At 72.2% G+C, this 19,984-nt stretch carries 16 protein-coding genes, 1 tRNA gene and 1 pseudogene; 10 read left to right on the top strand and 8 right to left on the bottom strand.

The window, feature by feature from the left end; all coding sequences use genetic code 11:
• Positions 1-23: 23 nt before the first annotated feature.
• The 3 genes from AOK11_RS07330 to AOK11_RS07320 form a co-directional block, all read right to left on the bottom strand.
• Positions 24-1,028 (bottom strand): Gfo/Idh/MocA family protein, encoded by a 1,005-nt coding sequence (locus AOK11_RS07330; RefSeq protein WP_055592823.1) that lies wholly within the window; start codon positions 1,026-1,028, stop codon positions 24-26.
• A gap of 85 nt (positions 1,029-1,113) precedes the next feature.
• Complete coding sequence (locus tag AOK11_RS07325; RefSeq protein ID WP_055592822.1) at positions 1,114-1,890, bottom strand: SDR family oxidoreductase; 777 nt, start codon at positions 1,888-1,890, stop codon at positions 1,114-1,116.
• 77 nt (positions 1,891-1,967) lie between these two features.
• A complete protein-coding gene (locus tag AOK11_RS07320) occupies positions 1,968-3,155 on the bottom strand; it encodes a phytanoyl-CoA dioxygenase family protein (protein ID WP_055592821.1) in 1,188 nt (395 codons plus the stop codon).
• A 115-nt stretch (positions 3,156-3,270) separates the two neighbouring features.
• On the opposite strand from AOK11_RS07320, the gene AOK11_RS07315 reads away from it, so the two are divergent.
• On the top strand, positions 3,271-4,314 hold the full coding sequence (locus tag AOK11_RS07315) for a LacI family DNA-binding transcriptional regulator (protein ID WP_055592820.1): 1,044 nt from the start codon (positions 3,271-3,273) through the stop codon (positions 4,312-4,314).
• Here AOK11_RS07315 and AOK11_RS07310 read toward each other — a convergent pair.
• A complete protein-coding gene (locus AOK11_RS07310) occupies positions 4,295-5,455 on the bottom strand; it encodes a Gfo/Idh/MocA family protein (protein ID WP_055592819.1) in 1,161 nt (386 codons plus the stop codon). The genes AOK11_RS07315 and AOK11_RS07310 overlap by 20 nt on opposite strands.
• 208 nt (positions 5,456-5,663) lie before the next feature.
• Between AOK11_RS07310 and AOK11_RS07305 the strand changes: the two are divergent.
• Together AOK11_RS07305 and AOK11_RS07300 are read left to right on the top strand one after the other, a co-directional pair.
• A pseudogene (locus AOK11_RS07305) lies at positions 5,664-6,306 on the top strand (GntR family transcriptional regulator).
• A 456-nt stretch (positions 6,307-6,762) separates the two neighbouring features.
• A tRNA-Pro gene (locus AOK11_RS07300) sits at positions 6,763-6,836 on the top strand.
• Positions 6,837-7,057: 221 nt separating this feature from the next.
• Here AOK11_RS07300 and AOK11_RS07295 read toward each other — a convergent pair.
• Entirely contained in the window at positions 7,058-7,567 is a 510-nt protein-coding gene (locus AOK11_RS07295) for a hypothetical protein (RefSeq protein ID WP_055592818.1), read from the bottom strand.
• A 381-nt stretch (positions 7,568-7,948) separates the two neighbouring features.
• On the opposite strand from AOK11_RS07295, the gene AOK11_RS07290 reads away from it, so the two are divergent.
• From AOK11_RS07290 to AOK11_RS07280, 3 genes are all read left to right on the top strand, one after another.
• Complete coding sequence (locus AOK11_RS07290) at positions 7,949-9,163, top strand: helix-turn-helix domain-containing protein (RefSeq protein WP_055592838.1); 1,215 nt, start codon at positions 7,949-7,951, stop codon at positions 9,161-9,163.
• Positions 9,164-9,288: 125 nt separating this feature from the next.
• Positions 9,289-9,711: an ATP-binding protein gene (locus tag AOK11_RS07285; RefSeq protein ID WP_055592817.1), complete on the top strand. Its 423-nt coding sequence runs from the start codon at positions 9,289-9,291 to the stop codon at positions 9,709-9,711.
• On the top strand, positions 9,708-9,908 hold the full coding sequence (locus tag AOK11_RS07280; RefSeq protein ID WP_055592816.1) for a hypothetical protein: 201 nt from the start codon (positions 9,708-9,710) through the stop codon (positions 9,906-9,908). Before AOK11_RS07285 ends, AOK11_RS07280 begins: the two co-directional genes overlap by 4 nt.
• A 601-nt stretch (positions 9,909-10,509) precedes the next feature.
• Here the strand turns inward: AOK11_RS07280 and AOK11_RS07275 are convergent.
• Positions 10,510-10,689, bottom strand: a complete 180-nt coding sequence (locus AOK11_RS07275) for a superinfection immunity protein (RefSeq protein ID WP_157869297.1) — start codon at positions 10,687-10,689, stop codon at positions 10,510-10,512.
• Positions 10,690-11,312: 623 nt separating this feature from the next.
• Positions 11,313-12,398, bottom strand: a complete 1,086-nt coding sequence (gene absR1, locus AOK11_RS07270; protein WP_055592814.1) for a beta-glucuronidase AbsR1 — start codon at positions 12,396-12,398, stop codon at positions 11,313-11,315.
• Positions 12,399-12,569: 171 nt separating this feature from the next.
• On the opposite strand from absR1, the gene AOK11_RS07265 reads away from it, so the two are divergent.
• The gene (locus AOK11_RS07265; RefSeq protein WP_055592813.1) at positions 12,570-14,438 is read left to right on the top strand and encodes a helix-turn-helix transcriptional regulator; all 1,869 of its coding nucleotides are present in this window, start codon (positions 12,570-12,572) and stop codon (positions 14,436-14,438) included.
• A gap of 36 nt (positions 14,439-14,474) precedes the next feature.
• Here the strand turns inward: AOK11_RS07265 and AOK11_RS07260 are convergent, their stop codons facing one another.
• Positions 14,475-17,066, bottom strand: coding sequence for a CHAT domain-containing protein (locus tag AOK11_RS07260; protein ID WP_240497254.1), 2,592 nt, complete (start codon positions 17,064-17,066; stop codon positions 14,475-14,477).
• A gap of 262 nt (positions 17,067-17,328) precedes the next feature.
• On the opposite strand from AOK11_RS07260, the gene AOK11_RS07255 reads away from it, so the two are divergent.
• Genes AOK11_RS07255 through AOK11_RS07245 form a run of 3 tightly spaced genes read left to right on the top strand, consistent with a single transcriptional unit; the run spans position 17,329 to position 19,945 of the window.
• Positions 17,329-18,759 carry a S8/S53 family peptidase gene (locus AOK11_RS07255; protein WP_055592811.1) on the top strand — a complete coding sequence of 477 codons (1,431 nt, stop codon included), beginning with the start codon at positions 17,329-17,331 and terminating at the stop codon, positions 18,757-18,759.
• A gap of 59 nt (positions 18,760-18,818) precedes the next feature.
• Complete coding sequence (locus tag AOK11_RS07250; RefSeq protein WP_055592810.1) at positions 18,819-19,394, top strand: RNA polymerase sigma factor; 576 nt, start codon at positions 18,819-18,821, stop codon at positions 19,392-19,394.
• A 5-nt stretch (positions 19,395-19,399) separates the two neighbouring features.
• Positions 19,400-19,945 carry a hypothetical protein gene (locus tag AOK11_RS07245; RefSeq protein WP_240497252.1) on the top strand — a complete coding sequence of 182 codons (546 nt, stop codon included), beginning with the start codon at positions 19,400-19,402 and terminating at the stop codon, positions 19,943-19,945.
• The last annotated feature ends 39 nt before the right edge of the window (positions 19,946-19,984 follow it).

Genomic DNA, 19,984 nt, shown 5'->3' with positions numbered 1-19,984 from the left:
AGCCCAGGAGCGCGTACCCCCGCTCACGCCTGGCGTACCTCCTCGATGGTGACGGGGCGGTGCTCGTGCAGGGACAGGGTGCACGCGTCGGCGATCCAGCCCGCCTCCAGGGCGTCCGCCACCGTGCACGGGGACAGCCGGGAGCCGGCCACGACCTCGGTGAACGCGGTGAGTTCGGCGCGGTAGGCGGCGGTGAAGCGGTCCATGAAGAAGTCGTGGGGAGTGCCCGCCGGGAAGGTCGCCCCGGGCTCCACCGACCGCAGCGGCAGCTTGTCCTCCAGACCGACCGCGAGGGAGTCGGTGAAGCCGTGGATCTCCATGCGGACGTCGTAACCACGGGCGTTGTGGCGGCTGTTGGAGACCACGGCGATGGTGCCGTCGTCCAGGGTGAGGATCGCCCCGGTGGTGTCGGCGTCGCCCGCCTCCTTGATGTAGTCGGCACCCCGGTTGCCGCCGACCGCGTACACCTCGGTCACCTCGCGGCCGGTCACCCAGCGGATGATGTCGAAGTCGTGCACGGAGCAGTCGCGGAAGATGCCACCGGAGGCGGCGATGTACGCGGCCGGCGGCGGCGCGGGGTCCAGCGTGGTGGAGCGCACGGTGTGGAGCTTGCCCAGCTCCCCGCCCCGCACGGCCTCCCGCGCGGCGACGAAGCCGGCGTCGAAACGGCGGTTGTAGCCGATCTGGATCGGCACGTCCCGGCCCTCGACCGCCTTCAGCACCTCCACGCCCTCGGCCATCGTGCGGGCCACCGGCTTCTCGCAGAACACCGGGACGCCCGCCTCGACACAGGCGAGGATCAGCCCCGGGTGGGCGTCGGTCGCCGCGGCGATCACCACGCCGTCCACGCCGGCGGCGAGTACCGCCTCGGGGGAGTCCGCGACCTCGGCGTCGAACCGCTCGGCGGCGGCCTTCGCGGCGTCCGTGAACGGGTCGGAGACGACGAGCGACTCGACGGTGTCGAGCCCGGAGAGGGTCTCGGCGTGGAAGGCGCCGATGCGGCCGAGGCCGAGGATTCCGATGCGCATGGGGTGGTGCTCCTTGAGTGCGGGGTGCGACGTACGACGTGCGGGTGTTCTCTTGGGTGGGGAGGCGAGGGCCGGGCGGGGGTTGTCAGTCGAGGCCGCCGAGGACGTTCTGGTCCCAGTCGATCACGGAGCCGGTCACCACGCCGGACCGGTCGGACAGCAGCAGGACCACGAAGCCGGCGATCTCGTCCGGCCGGCCGAGCCTGCCCATCGGCAGCCGGGCGGCGGCCCGCTCGCGCCAGTCGTCGCCCGCGCCGTGGAAGGTGCGCTGGGTGGCGTCCTCGCCCTCGGTGGCGGTCCAGCCGATGTTCAGCCCGTTGATCCGGATCCGGTCCCAGCGGTGGGCGTGCGCCGCGTTGCGGGTCAGGCCGATGAGCCCGGCCTTCGCGGCGACGTAGGGGGCCAGGAAGGGCTGACCGCCGTGCGCCGACGAGGTGATGATGTTGACGATCGTGCCGGGCTCCTCACGCCGCACCATGTCCGCCACGGCGGCCTGCATGGCGAAGAACGGCGCCTTGAGGTTGATCGCGATGTGCTGGTCGAACAGTTCCGGGGTGGTGTCCAGCAGCGTTCCGCGCGAGGTCAGCCCCGCCGAGTTGACCAGGCAGTCGACCCGGCCGTACGCCCGTACCACCTCGGCGACGGAGTCCCTGGCCTGTTCGGCGTCGGCCAGGTCGGCGCGGACGAACATCGCCTGGCCGCCCGCGGCGGCCAGCTCCGCCACCAGGGCCTCACCGGGCGCGGGGCGGCGCCCGGTGACGGCCACCACCGCTCCCTCGCGCACCGCTGCCCGCGCGACGGCGGCACCGACGCCCTGGCTGCCGCCGTTGACGAGGACGATCCTGTCGTCGAGAAGTCCCATGCCGTTCGGGGGTCCTTTCCGTTCCTGAGCCGGTCGCGCGGGGTGCGGGACGCGGGGCGGGCGGGGCAGCGTGGTTGTCAGCTCGCGCGCCGCTCGGTGCCGGCCCGCAGCGCCTCCCGCAGGGTGCGCACGGTCCAGCCCTCGCGTAGCGCCCGCCGGACGAGGTCCGCCTGCGAGGGCGGGGCCAGGCCGTCGACCGGCGGGTCGTTGTCGAGGTTGGTGGGGAAGGGGTAGCCCTCGGCGCTCGCCGCGATCACGTTCTCCTGCCACTGCTCGCCGGCTCCCTCGGTCCGCGCCCTGAGCAGCACCGGGTAGACGGCTGCCGTCACGGTCTCGCGGTCCACCGTCTCCATGGCCCGCCCGAACGCGGAGGACACCTGGAGCAGGTTGGCCATGCGCCGGATGTCCGCCGAGTGGTTGGCGCCGGCCGCGTGGAACAGGGCCGGGTTGAAGAAGACCGCGTCGCCCTTGGCGAGGGGCAGTTGCACGTGGTGGTCCTCGAAGTACGCCTGGAACTCGGGGAGTCGCCAGGCGAGGTAGCCGGGTCCGTACTTCTGCGAGTGCGGCAGGTACAGCGTGGGACCGGACTCGACGGGCATGTCGCAGTGCGCGACCGTGCCCTGCAGGGTGAGCACGGGGGAGAGGTGGTGCACGTGCGCCGGGTAGGCGGCGGCGACCTCGTTGGAGAGGAAACCGAGGTGGTAGTCGCGGTGCACGGTCTGGGCGGCGCCGCCCGGGTTGACCACGTTCACCTGGGAGGTGACCTGGTAGCCGGGACCGAGCCAGGCCGTGGACACCAGGGCGATCACGTCGTTGGCGTAGTAGTCGGCGAAGACCTGCGGGTCGTGGAGGGCGGCCTTCTCCAGGGCGTTCCACACCCGGTCGTTGGCGCCCGGCTTGGCGAAGTGGTCGCCGGAGGTGGCGCCCGTGGCGCGCTGCTGGGCGATCAGGGCGTCGAACACGGCGGTGGCCCGGTCCACGACCGCCGGGTCGGGGAAGGCGCCCCGGACGACCACGATGCCGGGGCCGTCGGCGAGGGCGCGCACCAGCTCGGCCTGGACCTCGCGGCGGTCCGCGAGGGCGAGCCGGTCGGCGTCGTACAGCAGCACGTTCCGCTCCACGGCACCGGCGTGCGGGTAGGCGGAACGGTCCGTGGTCCGCTCGACCAGGGCACGGAACGCGTCCAGGTCGCAGTCCTGCTCGGACAGCCAGGGCCGCTGCCGCGCGGACGGCTGGACCGGGGTGGAAGCGGTGGAGAAGGACATGGTCGTCCTTTCGGGTCACGGGGGGACTCGGCTCTGTCATTCTTGTCAGTACAAAGCCTTCGAACAACCAGCAGTCAGCCATCAAAAACCCCTCAGGAGTCTCAGGAGCCGGCGCATGGGCCACCCCTTCCCCATCAGGGAAATCGCACGTCAGGCAGGGTTGAGCGAGGCCACGGTCGACCGGGTGCTCAACGGCCGGGGCGGAGTGCGGGACAGCACCGCGCAGGAGGTGCGCCGGGCGATCGCCGACCTGGACCGGCAGCGCACCCAGGTCCGGCTGGTCGGCCGTACGTTCATGGTGGACATCGTGATGCAGTCGCCGGAGCGGTTCTCCACCGCCGTCCGTGCGGCCCTGGAGGCCGAACTCCCCTCCCTGCACCCGGCCGTGGTCCGCTCCCGCTTCCACTTCCGCGAGACGGGTTCGGCGGGGGAACTGGTCGCGTCCCTCGACCGGATCGGGCGGCGCGGCTCGCAGGGGGTGATCCTCAAGGCCCCGGACGTTCCCGAGGTCACCGCCGCCGTCGGCCGGCTCGCGGCGGCGGGCGTCCCGGTGGTGACGCTGGTGACCGACCTGCCCGCGAGCGCCCGTGTCGGCTACGTCGGCAGCGACAACCGGGCGGCCGGCGCGACCGCCGCGTATCTCATGGGGCAGTGGCTCGGCGACGGCCCCGGCAATGTGCTCACCAGCCTCTCCAGCGGTTTCTTCCGCAACGAGGAGGAGCGCGAGATGGGCTTCCGCAGTGTCATGCGCGCCCGGTACCCCGAGCGCGCCCTCGTGGAGATCGCCGAGGGGCAGGGCCTGGACACCACCCAGTACGAGCTCGTCCGGGAGGCCCTGGACCGTGACCCGGGCCTCCGCGCGGTCTACTCGATCGGCGGTGGCAACATCGCCACCCTGCGGGCCTTCGAGGACGCCGGGCGCGAGTGCGCCGTGTTCGTCGCGCACGACCTCGACCACGACAACACCCGGCTGCTGCGCGAGCACCGCCTGTCCGCCGTGCTCCACCACGATCTGCGCCACGACCTGCGCGAGGCCTGCCACCTCGTGATGCGCGCCCACGGCGCCCTGCCGCCCGCCGGGCCCACCCTCCCCTCCGCGATCCAGGTGGTCACCCCCTACAACATGCCCACCAACACCTCTACAACGACGGTACGTTGACCCACGCGCCGCTCTCGGCCGAGCGCACCATCGCGTCCAGCACGGCCGCGCTGCGCACGGCGTCGGCGAGCGTGGCGCCGTACGCGGTGTCCTCGGCGACGGAGCGCAGGAAGCGGTGGGCCTCGACGACCTTCAGGTCGTCGTAGCCCATCGCGTTCGCCGCGCCCGGCTGGAACGCGCCGAACTCGCCGTCGCCCGGGCCGACGTACACCGTGCTCACCGGCTGGTCCTGGTAGGCGGTGCCGCGGCTGACGCCGAGTTCGTTCATCCGCCGGAAGTCCCAGAAGACGGCGCCCATGGTGCCGTGCACCTCGAAGCCGTAGTTGTTCTGCTCGCCGACCGAGACCCGGCAGGCCTCCAGCACGCCGCGCGCACCGGAGGCGAAGCGCAGCAGGCAGTTCACGTAGTCCTCGTTCTCCACCGGGCCGAGTTCGCCGCCGGTGGCGCGGGTGTGGCCCGCCGTGGCGCCGACCGGGCGGGCCCGCTCGGGCAGGAAGATCGCCGTGTCGGCGGTCAGCGAGGCGATGTCGCCGAGCAGGAAGCGGGCCAGGTCGGCGCCGTGCGAGGCCAGGTCGCCGAGCACACCGCTGCCGCCGCGCTCCCGCTCGTAGCGCCAGGTCAGGGCGGATTCGGGGTGGGCGGCGTAGTCGCTGAACAGGCGGATGCGGGCATGGGTGACGGTGCCGATGTCGCCGGCGGCGATCAGCGCGCGGGCCGCCTCGACGGCGGGCGCGTTGCGGTAGTTGAAGCCGACCGCGCTGCGGACGCCGGCCTTCTCGACGGCGTCCGAGACCGCGCGGGCGTCGCCGGCGGTGAGCCCGACCGGCTTCTCGATCCAGATGTGCTTGCCGGCTTCGGCCATCGCGACGCCGATCTCACGGTGCAGGAAGTTCGGGGCCGTGATGCTGACCGCTCGGACCCGCGGGTCGGCGGCCACGTCGCGCCAGTCGCGGGTGGCGCGGGCGAACCCGAACTGCGCGGCGGCCTCCTCGGCCCGGCCCGGCACCTCCTCGGCGACCGTGATCAGCTCCGGGCGCAGGGCGAGATGCGGATAGTGGTGCGGCACCCGCGCGTACGCCTGGGTGTGCACCCGCCCCATCCAGCCGAATCCGATGACGGCGACACCGAGCGTATCCACCATGAGAGCCCTTCCCTCGGACCGTTCCGTACCCGGACCGTTCCCTGTTCCGTCCATCCTTGTCCAGACAAACCTTGAGTGTGTACGGGTGAGGGTGTCAAGGAGGAGCCAGGTGGACAGCACTTGTCCGCAATGGAGCGAACGACATTGTTGACCATTCTGTCTGGACAGGCTTAGGGGCACCGGGCACCCACTCAGGGGGAGAGTGACGATGCCCGACCAAGGCCGCCCGCGCAGCGGAGAGCAGGCCAAGCAGCCATGCCATCGCCCAGCTGCGGCAGGCGATCGCGCGGGGCGACAGGGCACCGGCCCAGCGGCTGGTGGAGAACGAGCTCGCCGAGCGGTTCTAGGTGATCCGGGCCGGCATCCGGGCCGCGCTCATCAACCTGGAGGCCCAGGGGCTGGTCGAGCGGATCCGCAACCGCGGCTCACGGGTGCGGGTGGTGACCGTGGAGGAGGCGGTCTCCATCACCGAATGCCGGATGGTGCTCGAAGGGCTGTGCGCCGCCAAGACCGCCGCCACGGCCGACGACGCGCAACTGGACCGGCTCACCGACCTGGGCACGGCGATGACCAAGGCCGTGGCCGACGGCGAACCCCTCACCTACTCCCAGCTCAACCAGGAACTCCACACCCGCATCCAGGAGTTCTCCGGTCAGCGGACCGCCGTGGCCCTGCTGGACCGCCTCAACGGCCAACTGGTCCGCCACCGCTTCCAGCTGGCACTCAGGCCGGGACGCTCGCAGCACTCCCTGGTCGAGCATCCGGCCATGATCGAAGCGATCAGGGCCGGGAACCCCGAGGCGGCCGTCCGCGCCCACCTCACCAGCGTGATCGAGGCACTGCGCGGCTGACCGGATCGCCCCGGGTCCCCTTCCAAGCCCTTGGACGTCCCCGAGGGCCCCGCCGCCCACCACCACCTCCGCCTCGCCCTCCAGCACGGTGACGTGCTCGTCGCAGTTGTGCGAATGCAGCGGTGCCCCGAACCAGCCGGACAGGCGCTCGTACCGCTGGTGATCCGGTTCTCCCCGCCCGCCGACGGCGTGGTGATCGGCGGGGTCGTGACGACCGCACCCCTCGGTCCTGTGCCACCCGGGGGAGCGCAGCGCCGCCACGGCCGCCGAGGACGGGGAACGGGGAGCACCGGTGACACCGGAGGTGTGGCGCGAGCCGACGGAGAGCGCGGCCGGGCCGGGAGTCACGCCGCCCGAGCCGCGGCCGTAGGCCCCCGCCCCTTCCGTCCCTGGGCCACCTTCCGGATGCGGTAGTGTTGACCTGCGTGATCACGCGGTACGCCGCGCGGGACGCATCGGGACGTGGCGCAGCTTGGTAGCGCACTTGACTGGGGGTCAAGGGGTCGCAGGTTCAAATCCTGTCGTCCCGACTCGTGAGAGTCGTAGGTCAGGGCCGGTTCGGAGACATCCGAGCCGGCCCTGTTCATGCTGGGGGACCGATGTCCTCGACCGGCGCCGGCGGGCGACGACGGTTGGGCTCGGCAGGGAGCGCGGGGCGCGCGGAACCTTTGTACGGGTGATCGCGCCCGAGGCGTCGTTCGGATCATGAAGTGGGATATCTCAGCAGGTCAGGATTCTCGACTGCCCGAAATCATTCGCTGGACCCCCGCACGACCGCAGCGTACCGGTCACCTAACTTGGCGCGTAATTTCATTAGCTCGTGTGCGGCGGAGGCCGTGACATGTGATGCGGCAGGCTGCCATTCGGTGCTTGCGAACCAATCGGCGTCGGGTCGACCACCACGCATCTCTGCCCGGATCAGGGTGTCGATTTCCGCCACGTGCTGTGCGAAAGCCTGTGCCCATTCCTGCTCGTCCGGCCGGAGGAATGGCGAACGCCGGAGCAAGAGGAGGTTGACCTGCGTCAGCCTGCCGGTTTCAGGCGCGGCGGAGGTGTCCCGGCGGGCGATGGACGTACGTTGGGCCTCCTCGAGGTCGGACAATGCCTCCCACACATCCTTCAGGGCCTCCACGCGCTGGGTGCGGAAATTCGCCCGTGCTTCACGGGCCTGGGCGCGTTGCCATTGCCACAGTCCGGCCGCCGTGGCCAACCCTGTTCCGATGAAGGTGAGGACGCCCACGGCGACCGTATCCGAGACCATGCTGTGAGGTTACTCAGGACGCAGGCCCGGGTTGGTCCAGATAGGCCGGAACATGTGCTGCCCTGGGCCGGTCACTGCCACGTACGGTCCGAAAGGCCGGTGTCCCGCACCCCGTTGCGACGTGCACACAACTGGCAGACGCCCAGAAACCCGCAACGAATGTGGCCGGGACAGAGCATAAAGAACAAGCTGAGCTTGGTGTTTAACATCTGCGGACTTGGTGTGTCTTCGCCTGTTCGGTGAGTTTGACGGTCTTTCCGACATCGTGGTGTCCGGTCCGGCGTTTGCTCTTCGAGCAGGGAGGTCGACCGGGGCCAGGAGGGCTGCTGTACCGGCCTTCGGTGGCACTCTCTCCCGGTCGTGGCGGCGTACCGTGGCAGCGTGGCAAACGAAGACCTGGGACGGACCCTGCGCCGCTTGCGCCGTCTGGCCTCCTTGACGCAAGAAGAGCTGGCCGAGCGGTCCGGCGTGTCCGTCGATGTGATCCGCCAGCTCGAACAGCGTCGGAAGCACTCGGCGCGCCTGCCCACGTTGCACGCACTGGCCAACGGTCTCGGCGTGGAACTGACCACGCTCCTGGGTGACCCGCCTGCGGTTTCCTCCACAGGAGAGAACGACGGACCACGCTTCGTGGCCGTACGCCGCGCCATCATGCCCGTGCTCTGGGGGCCGGAGACGGAACCGCCCGGGCCTGACTTCTCGCTGGACCGTCTCCGTGAGCAGATCGCGGACGGCTGGACGCAGTACCACGCCGCGGAGTTCGACACGGTGATGAAGGCGCTGCCGGACTTGCTCTCCGATGCGCGCACCGCCACGGCTTCGGGCAACGACGACGACCGCGGGGCCGGTTTCGCAGCCCTGGGCAAGGCGCTTCAGCTCGCCGGACACGTTGCCGTGCGGATGGGCAAGACCGACCTTGCTCTGACGAGCCTGGAGCGCGCCATAGACGCTGTGGGACAGTCCTCCGATCCGCTGCTTTTGCCGATGATCGTCAACTCCACGGCTTGGACTTATCAGCGGCAAGGTCGCCTGGAGGACGCATTGAGCATTGCCCTGCGCACCGCCGACGACATGGTGAACGCAGGCCGTGACGAGACAGCCGACGGCCTGAAGGTGTGGGGAGCGCTGACCATGAGCGCCGCCACGTCGGCGGCGAGGAGCGGTGACTACGAGCGTGCGGCGACGATGATGGAGGCGGCGGAGAAGGAAGCCGCCCGAGTCTCGAAGCTGCCCGACGGTGGCGACAATCGCATGGTCAGCGTCTTCAGTCCGTCGTCGGTCCGCATCGAACGCGTCCGCCTCGCTGTTCAGTACGGGCACCCGCAGGACGCCTTGGCGTTGGCCAAGGGAATGCGGCTGAGCAAGGACACCCCGCCGTCCTGGCGGACATGGCTGTTGCTGGACGTGGCACGAGCCCACACGGACATCGGGGATGCTGCCGGGGCCGTGAAGACTCTGGAGTCCCTGCGCCGGGTGGCGCCGACATGGATGCAGCACCACACGTTGGCCGTGGCCATCGTGCGCGACCTGTGGGCGCTCCCCAACCACCCGCCGGGGCTACGGCCGTTGGCAGAGTTCCTGGGGGTCAGCGAATAGCGTGGAGAAAGTGGGACGTTGCGCCCCTGTCAACGTTCCTGGCATGTCGCTTACATGAGCGGACAGCGCCCCGGCGGCCGTGCGACCGGCCCCGGGGCTCGGCCGATCTGAGAGAGCAGACCGACATGCCGCAACCTACAACGCGGGCGCGTCTTACCGGCTACCCCGGGTATAGCGAGACCCTGCCGCGCGAGCCGGAGAGCGCCGCCACCGCACGCCGTTCGGTCCGCGTCGCCCTGTCCGTTTGGGGTCTGGACGACCTGGCCGACGACGGCGCCCTGATCATCTCCGAGCTGGTGTCCAACGCCGTCCAACACGCCCGGCGGGAGTCCATCCGGGTCGTCATCGACCGCCCTGGCGCCGCGCGGGTGCGTGTCGGTGTCGTGGACTTCTCGAAGGTGCTGCCAGTGCGCAGGGAGCCGGACCCGGAGCGTGAGAGTGGGCGCGGCCTCGCGCTCGTGGGAGAGCTGGCCAAGACCTGGGGGACCGAGCTGCTGCCGTGGGGCAATTGGGTGTGGGCAGAACTGGACGGGAAGGCACGAGGATGAGCGACGAGCGGAGCCCCTGGGTGGGCGATCTGATCCATGACAAGGACGCCGACCGGCGCGGGATCGTCACGGACGTGCGTGGCGGGTCTCTGTGGGGGCTTCGGCCGGAACTCGGGCCCGGGAAGCCATGGACCTCTGACCGGCCGGAGAGGCTGGGCCTGGTGACGCCCCGCGAAGAGATGCGGGACTGGCTGTAGATACGCGAGAAGCCCCGCCCGGCATCGCGCTGGGCTTCTTCGTCTCAGGGTCTCAGGGTCTCTCACACGGATCTCACGGACTGTGTGGAACGAGCCGGAAAATCTGGCCCTGACCTGGACGTTTCCGCACTCCCTGGAAAACGCAGACCCCTATGGACGGTGTTTCGTTCACTGGGGGTCAAGGGGTCACAGGTTCAAATCCTTTCGTCCCGACTCGTGAGAGTCGTAGGTCGGGGCCGGTTCGGAGACATCCGAGCCGGCCCCGACCATGTGTGGGGCCGACGTCCTCGACCGGCGCCGGCGGGTGACGACGGTGGGGCCCGGAAGGGAGTGCGAGGCGCGCGGAACCCTTGTACGGGCGATCGCGCCCGAGGCGTCGTTCGGATCATGAAGTGGGATATCTCAGCAGGTCAGGGATCTCGACAGCCTGCGCCGGCATCGAGGGCGCAGGGACCCGGTTTCCCCCGGCCGAGGCCCGGCAGCATCATCGCGCGTCGATACCTCACGGAAGGGTGCTCCCACCGTCCGAGCCGACAACGGTGGTCGGGCAGTCACAACGGATCGGAGCGCAGCACGCCCCGCGGGCACGGAACCCGTCGCCCTACAGGGCAAGCGGCTTGGTCCGCTTCGGCGTGCGTGTGGCCATGTAGAGGGCCACACCCCAGCCGATGAGCGATGCCCCGAAGGCAACGTTGATGACGAGGATCAACCACCTGTCCTTCGCACCACGCGCGAAGGCGAGGTACGAGGGCAGCAGATAGATCACTCCGAGGGCTACCACGACTAATACTGTCAGCAGACTGTCCATGTTTTGACGCACTCCCATGATCTCCACTGTGTCACTGCGCATTTTAACGGGGGCGAGGCGCGCAGGTGCCGAAAGGGACTGGCGACGGCGCTGGTGCGGCCGCTGTCGCCCGACGCCCGGGAACCGGCCCACGGTGATCGTGCGCCGACGCGAAGAGTCCCTCGGGCCTTTGGGGTTTGCGGTCTGCCGTCTGTAGGGGAACCCGCCGATCGACGAAGACCCTTTGCGTAAAGGCCCGTACCGCCTGGTCACCGGCCTCGGCGTGGGTGGTGCGGGCCGCGTGCATCTCGTGCGATCGGAAGGCGAACGGACCGTGACCGTGAGGGCGGTGCAGGTCGGGGCGGCCCAACAGCCTGGAATCCGTCGCCGGTTCGCCGGTGTCTTTTCGAGGGCCCGACCGGCCGTGACCGATGGCGAGCCGGCAGCCGGTGGGCAGGAGACCGGCCTTGGGGCAGGCGGCGGGCAACCGGCCGGCCGCCGTGGTCCCGGACGTGGCGTGGGCCGGAGACGTCACCCTCCCCCGAAGGTGACGTCCCCGACCGTTCCCCCGGCGCCGGACAGTGGTCGTGGCGTCCGTGTTCAGCGGACCGGTGCCGTTACCAACACATGACCGCGGTCTCGCCCGAACCCCGTGCGGAGTAGAGGCGGATCCGGACGAAGTAGCGGCGGCCCTTGACGAGCCGGACCGCGAGGGTCGCGTTGCGCGGGGTTCCTCCGTCGTCGTGCCCGGCGAGGTAGCGGGGCTCCCCGCCCCGCTCCTCGAACAGCACGACGACCAGGTCACCGTCGCCGAAAGTGCCCACCGTGTAGTCGCGGGTCTCCACCGGGTCGATGCGGAAGTCGGCCTGTTCGCCGGGGCCCAAGCCGAGCGGCACCGAGCGGAACGGCACCAGCGCGGGCGGGCCGGGCCGTTCGGCCGGCGGATACCAGCCGAGGGCGAACTCCTTGTCCGCCGCGGACAGCGTGCCGGGCGGATGGACGCCCCCGCGGAACTGCTCCGGTTCCAGTATCAGCCCCGGCGCGAAGGCGTATCCCATGATCGAATCGGCGTCCCAGACGGGGCCGTTGACCTCGGTCGCGTCCAGCTTGCGCAGGATGTTGTGGTGCGTCCGTTCCCGGCTCCAGTGGTTGGGCGGGCCCGCCAGCTCGGCGTACACGGCCTCGTCGTCCCAGTGGAGACCCGCGCAGGGGCTCTGGTGCTCGTGCAGCATGCCCAGGGCGTGGCCGATCTGGTGCAGGGCCGTCCCACGCTCCCCGGGCTCGGTCAGGTCCCAGCCGAAGTTCACGGTGCGCTCGTGCAGACCCGCCAGGAGCGCCTCCTTGCCCACGACCGACCAGGAGCCGCCGCCGGACTGGAAGCCGATGCGCAGCTCCGCCTCCGAGAGGTCGTGGACCTCGGTGAAGGAGAGTCCGATCCCGAGGCCCTGCCACTCGGCGAAGCACTCGCGCACCACGTCCTGCTGCGCCGTGGTGCCGCCCCACGGCACCCACCGGGTCCGGCCGGTCCCCGGCACGGGAATGACCGACCCGTCGGTGTCGCCGCGGAAGAAGCAGTAGTGCAGCACGGTGCCGTTGACCCACATCCGCCGCCCGGCGGTCAGCGCGCCCAGCCGCTCGGCGGCGAGCCCCGGCGCGAAGGCGGGGGCCGGCTGCCGCGTCAGCGAGCAGTAGCGAGGGGTCATGGGGGAGAGGGTGCCCCACGGACGGCCCCCGGCGCCTGAGTCGAGGTCTACTCAACTCGCCCTGTATCAGGCGTGAGTATCCCCGCTCCTGTTGATGTGACGACTTCGCCCGGGAACACGATCACGCCGTGCACGCCGTTCCGGCCCCACGAGAGGGAGGAGACGCCGTCCATGAGGGAGGCGGTGGCGCCGGAGCCCCTGCCGCTCTGGCCCTTCACCGGCAGGGAGGACGAACTGCGTCTGGTCCGCCGGTCGTCGGCCGGAGCCCGGCGTGGCCTCGTGGTGACCGGACCGCCGGGCCGGGGCAAGACCCGGCTCGTCACCGAGGCCGTCCGCGGCACCGACTGCGCCCGGGTCGCCGGAATCCCGCAGGCCCACCGGATGCCGTTCGCCGCCTTCGCCCCTCTGCTGCCCGAATCGGTCACCCTGCACCGCGCGGTCCGGCTCCTGTCCGGAGTACGGACCCTGCTGGTCGACGACGCCCACCTGCTCGACGACTCCTCCGCCGCCCTGGTCCATCAACTCGCCGTGCGGTCGGACACCCGGCTGCTGATCGTCGTCACCGACGGAGCTCCCGTACCCGCCGCGGTGTCCCGGCTGTGGACCGGCGAACTGCTGCCCCGCCTGCCCCTGGGGCCGCTGCCCCGCGAGGAGACCGCACGGCTGGTCACGGTGGGCGCGGGCCGGGCCCCGGAGCCTCTCACCGTCAACCGGTTGCACCGCCTCGCCGGCGGCGACCTGCGGCTGCTGCGCGAACTCCTGGGGGTGCTGCGGGGACACGAGGACCTCACCCCTGTACCGGGCACGGACGAGTGGGCCTGGCGGGGTCCGGTGCCGCTCACACCGGCCGTCCGCGAGCACACCGCCCACCTGCTCACCCGCACGGACCCCGGCGAACGCGAGACGCTGGACCGCCTGGCCTTCGCCGAACCCCTGCCGGTGGAGCTGGACGGCCCGACGGGCCCGGAGCATCCGATGGACCCGGCCGGCCGCCCGGCGGACCCCGCTCCCCTCGACCTCGCCGCCCTCGAACGCCTGGAGGACGACGGTCTGGTCCACGTCGACGGCCGGGGCGCCGTCCGTCTCGCCCATCCCCTGCACGGCCCCGTCCTACGGGCCGCGGCCGGCGGACTGCGGGCGCGACGGCTGGCCCGCGCGCCCGAGGAGTACGGACCCGCCCTGGACGCCGAGGCCGCCGCCCTCACCGCGCTGATCGGGCAGGCCGACGTCCGGACCGTCCCGGCGCCCGTGGGGGACTGGCTGGTGGCGGAGGGCGTCCCGGTGCCCGCCGGGTACGCGGCACTGCGGGCCCGGTACGCGCGGCTGCGGGGCGAAGTGCGGGAGGCCGCCGCATGGGCCCGCGAGGGACTGTGCACGACGGCCTCCGCACGCTCCGGTCCAGCCGAAGCCGGAGTCGGAGCCGGAGCCGGGGAGGCCGCCGAAGCAAGAGCCGAACTCGCCCTCGCCGAGGCCCAGTCGCCCGCCCTCGCGAGCGTTCGACACCCCGCCCACGCCCCGCACGATCCCTATGACGCCGTCCGCCTGGGCACCCCCGAGCGGGCCGCCGGGCGGCTCACCGGTGTCTTCGCCGCCCACGCCGACGCCCTCACGCACTCCGACGGCCCCGCCCTGGACCGCGCGGCCGGCGAACTGGAGCGGCGCGGCTTCCTGCTGTTCTCGGCCGAGGCGTACGCCCAGGCCGCCGCCGCCCACCGAGACCCGGGTGCCGCCCGCACCGCGCGCACGCGTGCCGTCGCCCTCGCCCGTCGCTGCCAGGGCGCCCGCACCCCGGCACTCGCCGCTCTGGCCCTGGGCGAACTCACCGCACGGCAACAGCAGATCGTCACCCTCGCCGCCACCGGACTCAGCAACCGGCAGATCGCCGAACGCCTCACCCTGTCGATCCGCACCGTCGGCAACCACCTGTACAGCGCCTACACCCGCCTCGGCGCGAGCGACCGCACCGCCCTGCCCCGGCTGACCGATCCCCGGCCGACCGACCCCCGCCCGGCCGAATTCCAGGAGAAGCAGCCCGCCTGATCCTCGTCCCCCAGACCCGGAGACCGTCCGCCCGTCTCAGGCCGCGCCGAACGCCGAGAACGCCCACCCGGTGGCCCGGTGCACCGCGTCGCCCGGCAGCGAGGCCCGCGCGTCACGCAGGGCCTCCGCCAGGGACAGTCCCGTGTCGAGCCCCTTGTGCAGCGCGAGCATCAGCGGCACCACCGCCGCGTCGTTCACGGGCGCGCTGCACGCCACCACACCCGCCGTGCCGAGCGGCAGCAACGCCGTGACCAGGCCCAGGAGTTCGTCGGCGCCCACGCTGGCGAACCGCGCGGTGTCGCAGCAGGACAGGATGATCCGGTACGGGCTGCGGTCGAGCCGCTCGAAGTCGTGCACGATCAGCGGCCCGTCGGCCATCCGCAGCGAGGAGAACAGCGGACCGTCCGCGCGGAACTCGCCGTGCGCGGCGATGTGCGCCAGCTCGGCCCCGTCCAGTTCCTCCAGTACCCGCTCCACCCTCGCGTCGTCCTCCTCCAGGACCCTCGCCCCGCCGTACCGGCCGGCGAGCTCCGGCACCTCCGCACCACCCGTCGCGAGTCCGGGACCGCGCACCAGCACCTGGCGGCCCCCGGGCGGCGGCGCGGTCTCCCGCGCGCGCAGCCAGCCGCTCGCCGAAGGCGACACACTGAGCACCCGGTCCCGCAACGACGGCAGCAGCGCCCACGGCACCCGGTGCAGCCGCCCCGGAGGTACGACCACCAGCGGACCGGTGCCCAGATGCGCCGCCGCCGGACCCAGCAACAGCTCCTCCAGACGCCGGCCCGCGGCCTCCACCACCGGCAGCCGCGCCTGAGCCCCCGGATGGGCGAGGCGCCGCAGCCCGGCCTGCACATGCTCGGCCTCGGTCTCCGCCGCGGCCAGCGGACCCGCCTCGAACCGACGCACCCGCCCCTGCCCGCACAACAGCACCTGCACCCGCCCGTCGAGCACGGCGAGTTCCACCAGTTGGACGTCACCGCTGTCGCTCAGCCGCCGCAGCAGCCTGCCCACGTCGAACCGGCCCCCGACGTCGAACCGGCCCCGGCCGTCGGCCGCCGTGCCCCGCATGTGCAGGGTGCGGGAGCGGATCTCCCGTTCCAGGCGCCGCTGTTCCCGCTCCAGCGCCAGCACGGCCCTGCCGTCCATCCGGGCCTCCTCCGCGCGGGCGGCGATCTCCCGGTAGGCGGTCATTCCACGGAGCAGCGCCGGGTCGGCGGGGGGCCGGGTGGGCGGCGTGGACAGCGCGGTGGCCCGCCAGCGTTCGCTCCACACCAGCAGCCGCCGCGGCCCGCCCGAGACCAGGCTCGCCCGCTGGGCCAGGGCGGCCAGCTCCGCGCCCTGCGCGGTGGCACGCGCCCGCAGCTCCGACGCACCCAGCGTCATCCGGTGGTCGTCGAGCACGTCGAGCCCTCGTCGGCAGGCCTCCAGGACACCCCGCGCGGACCCGGCCGCCTGCGCCCGCAACGCCTGCGCGGCCCAGCCCGTCAGCCGCGCGAGCGGAGGCCCGCTGCGTCTGCTGCGGGCGGCGACCGCGAGATGCCGCTCGGCGTCCGCCGTCCAGCCGAGGTCCAGCGCGATCCGGCCCGCGAGCAGGGAGGCCTCCGGCGCGGCCGGCGCGCCCAGGGCGGCCAGTCGGTCGGCCACCGTCGCCGCCTCCGCGACCAGCCGCCCCGAACCGCGCCCGGCCGCGTGCCGCGCCTCGATCAGCACCAGCCGCGCGTGCGTCTCCCACCAGGTACGCCGCTGCCCCGCGAACAGCCGTACGGCGAGCGCCGCGCGGGCGATCGCCGTCTGCGGGTCGTCCGCCAGCCGGGCGGCCCGCGCGGCGGCCAGCAGCAGCTCCGCCTTGCGGGTGGACTGTCCGCCGATCCCGTCGAGCGCCTTGACCGCCGCGTCCGCCCCCGCCAGCGCCTCGGACGGCAGTCCCGCCGCCATCAGCACCTCGCAGCGCCGGATGTCGAGCATGAACGTCGGCGTGCCGAGCTTGGCGTAACGCTCCTCCGCCTCGTCGAACAGCCTGAGCGCCGCCGGGACGTCACCGGAGCGGAACGCGGCGAGGCCCCGGCTCTCCACGGCGTCCGCCTTGTCGTGCTCCTGGCCCGTGGTGTCCCACAGCGCCTCCGCCGCGGTGAAGTCGGCGTTCGCCTGCTTCACCGCGCCCAGCGCCAGATGCACCGTCGCGCGCAGGGTCAGGGCGCGCGCCGTCCAGATCACGTCGTCCGCCTGCCGCAGCACGGTGATGGCCCGCCGTACGTCCTCCAGCGCCTCCTTGTGATGTCCCAGCACCCACCACGAGTAGGCACGCCGGAACAACACCCGCGCGCGGGTGTGCCCGGTACCGCGCTCGATGCCACGCCCCAGGGCATCCAGACCCTGCCGGGTGCGCCCCGCGTGCACCAACGCCACCCCGAGGGTGCCCAGGACGTCCGCCTCCCGCTCGGCCGAGTCCGCGCGCGCCGCCCAGTCCCGGGCCCGCCGCAGATGGGTCAGGGCCAGCCTCAGGTCGCCGAAGTCCCGCTGCCAGATGCCGATCACCTGGTGGGCGACGGACGCGTGCAGCGGCGGGGGACGGTCGCCCAGCACCTTTTCCGCCCTCGCCAGGGCTTCGCCCGGGTCGGCGAACACCATCGGCAGCAGTTCCAGCACCGATTCGCTTCCCGCTGTCACCTCATGGATGGTAGTGCTCCGCAACCGTGCCTCACAGGTGCGATGTTGTATCAAACGGCCGCCCCACGACTCTGATTCACGACGCGCCGTTCGCCGACGGCCCGGCCGGACCCCGGCACCACCCGACACCAGCGCCCTTTCACGACAGCGCCGCTCCACGACGACACCGCTCTACGACAGCTTCCGCGGCCCCGGCCGCCAACGCCCCGGTGGAGGACACGCCATGGCACCACAGCGATTCCGAGAGCAGTACGACCAGATCCAGCGCTCCATGCCCGACGTCCCCCTGGCGATCGGCCCGGACGACGCGGGGGAGTTCCTCTACGAGAAGGGCGTCGTGCTCGCCCGCGACGGCGAGGAGGCGCGCCTCGTCGAGGACACCGTGCGGCAGCACTTCACCACGTTCGCGGGCCTGACCGCCGATCATGTGCGCCGCACGGGCCCGGAGACCAACCGCTCGGGCATCACGCGCATCCAGGTCGCCGACCCCGGGCAGGGCGACGGCAGCGGCGACCCCGCCGTCGCGGGCGCCCTGCGCGCCCTGCGGGAGCCGGAGGGCCGCACCGGCCGCCGGCTGGTCAGCCGCAACCACGTGGTGTCGATCGCGGTCAACGCCTGCCCCGGCGACGAACCCGTGCCCGTGGAGGCCGGCGCGCAGCCCAACCCGGCCGTCGCCGACGGTGCTTACGCCCCGGACGGCGCCGTCGGGGTCCTCGTCATCGACACCGGCCTCATGAACGACTACCGCTCCTACCCGCTCCTCGCCCACACCCGGGGCGACGCCCAGGTCGAGGAGTGCGGGGAGGACGGCATCCTGAGGCAGTACTGCGGCCACGGCACGTTCATCGCGGGGCTCGTCGCGGCCGTCGCCCCCAACACCGACATCACCGTCCGCGGCACCCTGAACGACGCCGGCGCCATCCTGGAGTCCGAGTTCGGCGAGAAGCTGTTCGAAGCCGTCGACCAGGACGGCTGGCCCGACATCCTCAGCCTCTCCGCCGGAACCTCCAACGGCCGCACCGACGGACTGCTCGGCGTCGACGCCTTCATGCGGGAACTCCGGCAGCAGCGCACCCTGTTGGTCGCATGCGCCGGCAACAACTCCAGCGCCTCCCCGTTCTGGCCCGCCGCCTACGCCGGCCTCCCCGGCTTCGAGAACGCCGTCCTGTCGGTCGGCGCGCTGCGCGGCGACGGCGAGTTCGGCGCCTGCTTCAGCAACCACGGGGCCTGGGTGAAGGCCTACGCTCCCGGCGAGCGCCTCACCAGCGCACTCACCGGCTTCGACACCCCGGTTCCGTACGTGTACCAGCACTCCACCTATGAAGCCTGCCGCTACGGCTTCGGCTACGCCTGCACCTGCCGGAACCCCCGGCACACCGGCGTCCTGAGCGAGGAGGGCGGCTCCGGCAAGCCGGACCAGGTGATGTTCGAGGGCCTCGCCCAGTGGAGCGGCACCTCGTTCGCCACGCCTGTCGCCGTCGGCATGGTCGCCGCCCACATGACCGCGCGGGCCGAGACCGCCCCGCGCGCGGCCCGACAGCAGCTGATGGACGCGAACAGCGAACTCGCCGAGGTGCGCGGGGCGACCGTACCGGCGCTCATTCCGGCCACCTGGCGTCCCACGCCGGTCGCGCTCCCCTCCACCCGGACATGAGGTCCGGAACCATCCCCTCCGCGGCGTACGATGACGTGCCGTACACGAGGGGTGGGAGCGTGGACCGTACTGATGTCGGCGCGTTGGTCAGGTCCGCCGCCGGCGGCGACGCGGCGGCCTGGAAGTCGATCGTGGAGGGGCTGGGCCCCCTGGTGTGGTCCGTGGTGCGCGCCCACCGGCTCTCCGACGCGGACGCGCACGAGGTCTACCAGACGGTGTGGTTCCGCTTCGCCCAGAATCTGGGGCGGATCCGTGAACCGGAGAAGACGGGCGCCTGGCTGGCCAGCACGGCGCGGCACGAGTGCCTGAAGGTGCTCAGGAACGCGCGCCGGCTGACCCTGACGGACGACCCGCAGCTCCTGGACCGGGTCAGCGAGGACGGCACACCGGAGCAGTCGCTGCTGGAGGCGGAGGAAGCCGCCGCGCAGAGCGAACGGGTACGGCGGATGTGGCAGGAGTTCGAGGAACTCGGCGACCGGTGCAGGCAGTTGCTGCGCGTGCTGATCGCCTCGCCGCCGCCGAGCTATCAGGAGGTGTCCGCCGCGCTCGGTATCGCGGTGGGCAGTATCGGGCCCCTGCGCCAGCGCTGTCTGCGCCGGCTGCGGGCCCGGCTCGAGGCACGGGGGGCGATGTGAACGGCATGGACGGTACGGACGGCGCGGACAGTATGCGCGACGGCATGGACGACGACCTCGACGACGGCGCGTTCGACGAGCACGCCGGGACGGCGGAGTCCGCCGGCGGCGACGCCGGCATCGACGCCGACCTGCTGGAGGAGGAACTCCGGCAGGCCGCCGCCGTCCTGGATCCGCTGCCGCCGGCGCTGCTGCAGAGCGCCGTGGACGCCTACGCCCTGCACGACCTGGACACCAAGGTGGCCGAGCTGAGCTTCGACTCGCTGGTCGACGCCCTCCCGGTCAGAGGCGCCGAGGCCCCGCCGCGGATGCTCACCTTCAGCGTGGGCGAGGTGACCGTGGACGTCGAGGTGACCGCGCACGGCCTCATGGGGCAGCTGATGCCGCCCCAGCCGGCCCGGATCGAGGTGCTGGGCGGACCTCAGCCGGGATCCTCCCTCACCGCCGACGACATGGGCCGTTTCACCGGTACGGCCCCGCCCTCCGGCCCGTTCGCCCTGCGCCTGCGGACCGCCGGGGACGTGGTCGAGACGGAGTGGCTGCGGACCTGATCCGCGTATCCCGGACCGGGCGCAGCGCGACGCGCTACG

Origin of the sequence: Streptomyces hirsutus (genome assembly GCF_001418415.1) — a bacterium.
GTDB lineage: Bacteria > Actinomycetota > Actinomycetes > Streptomycetales > Streptomycetaceae > Streptomyces > Streptomyces hirsutus.
The sequence above is the reverse complement of the archived record's forward strand: the minus strand, read 5'-3'. Positions and strand labels throughout refer to the sequence as shown.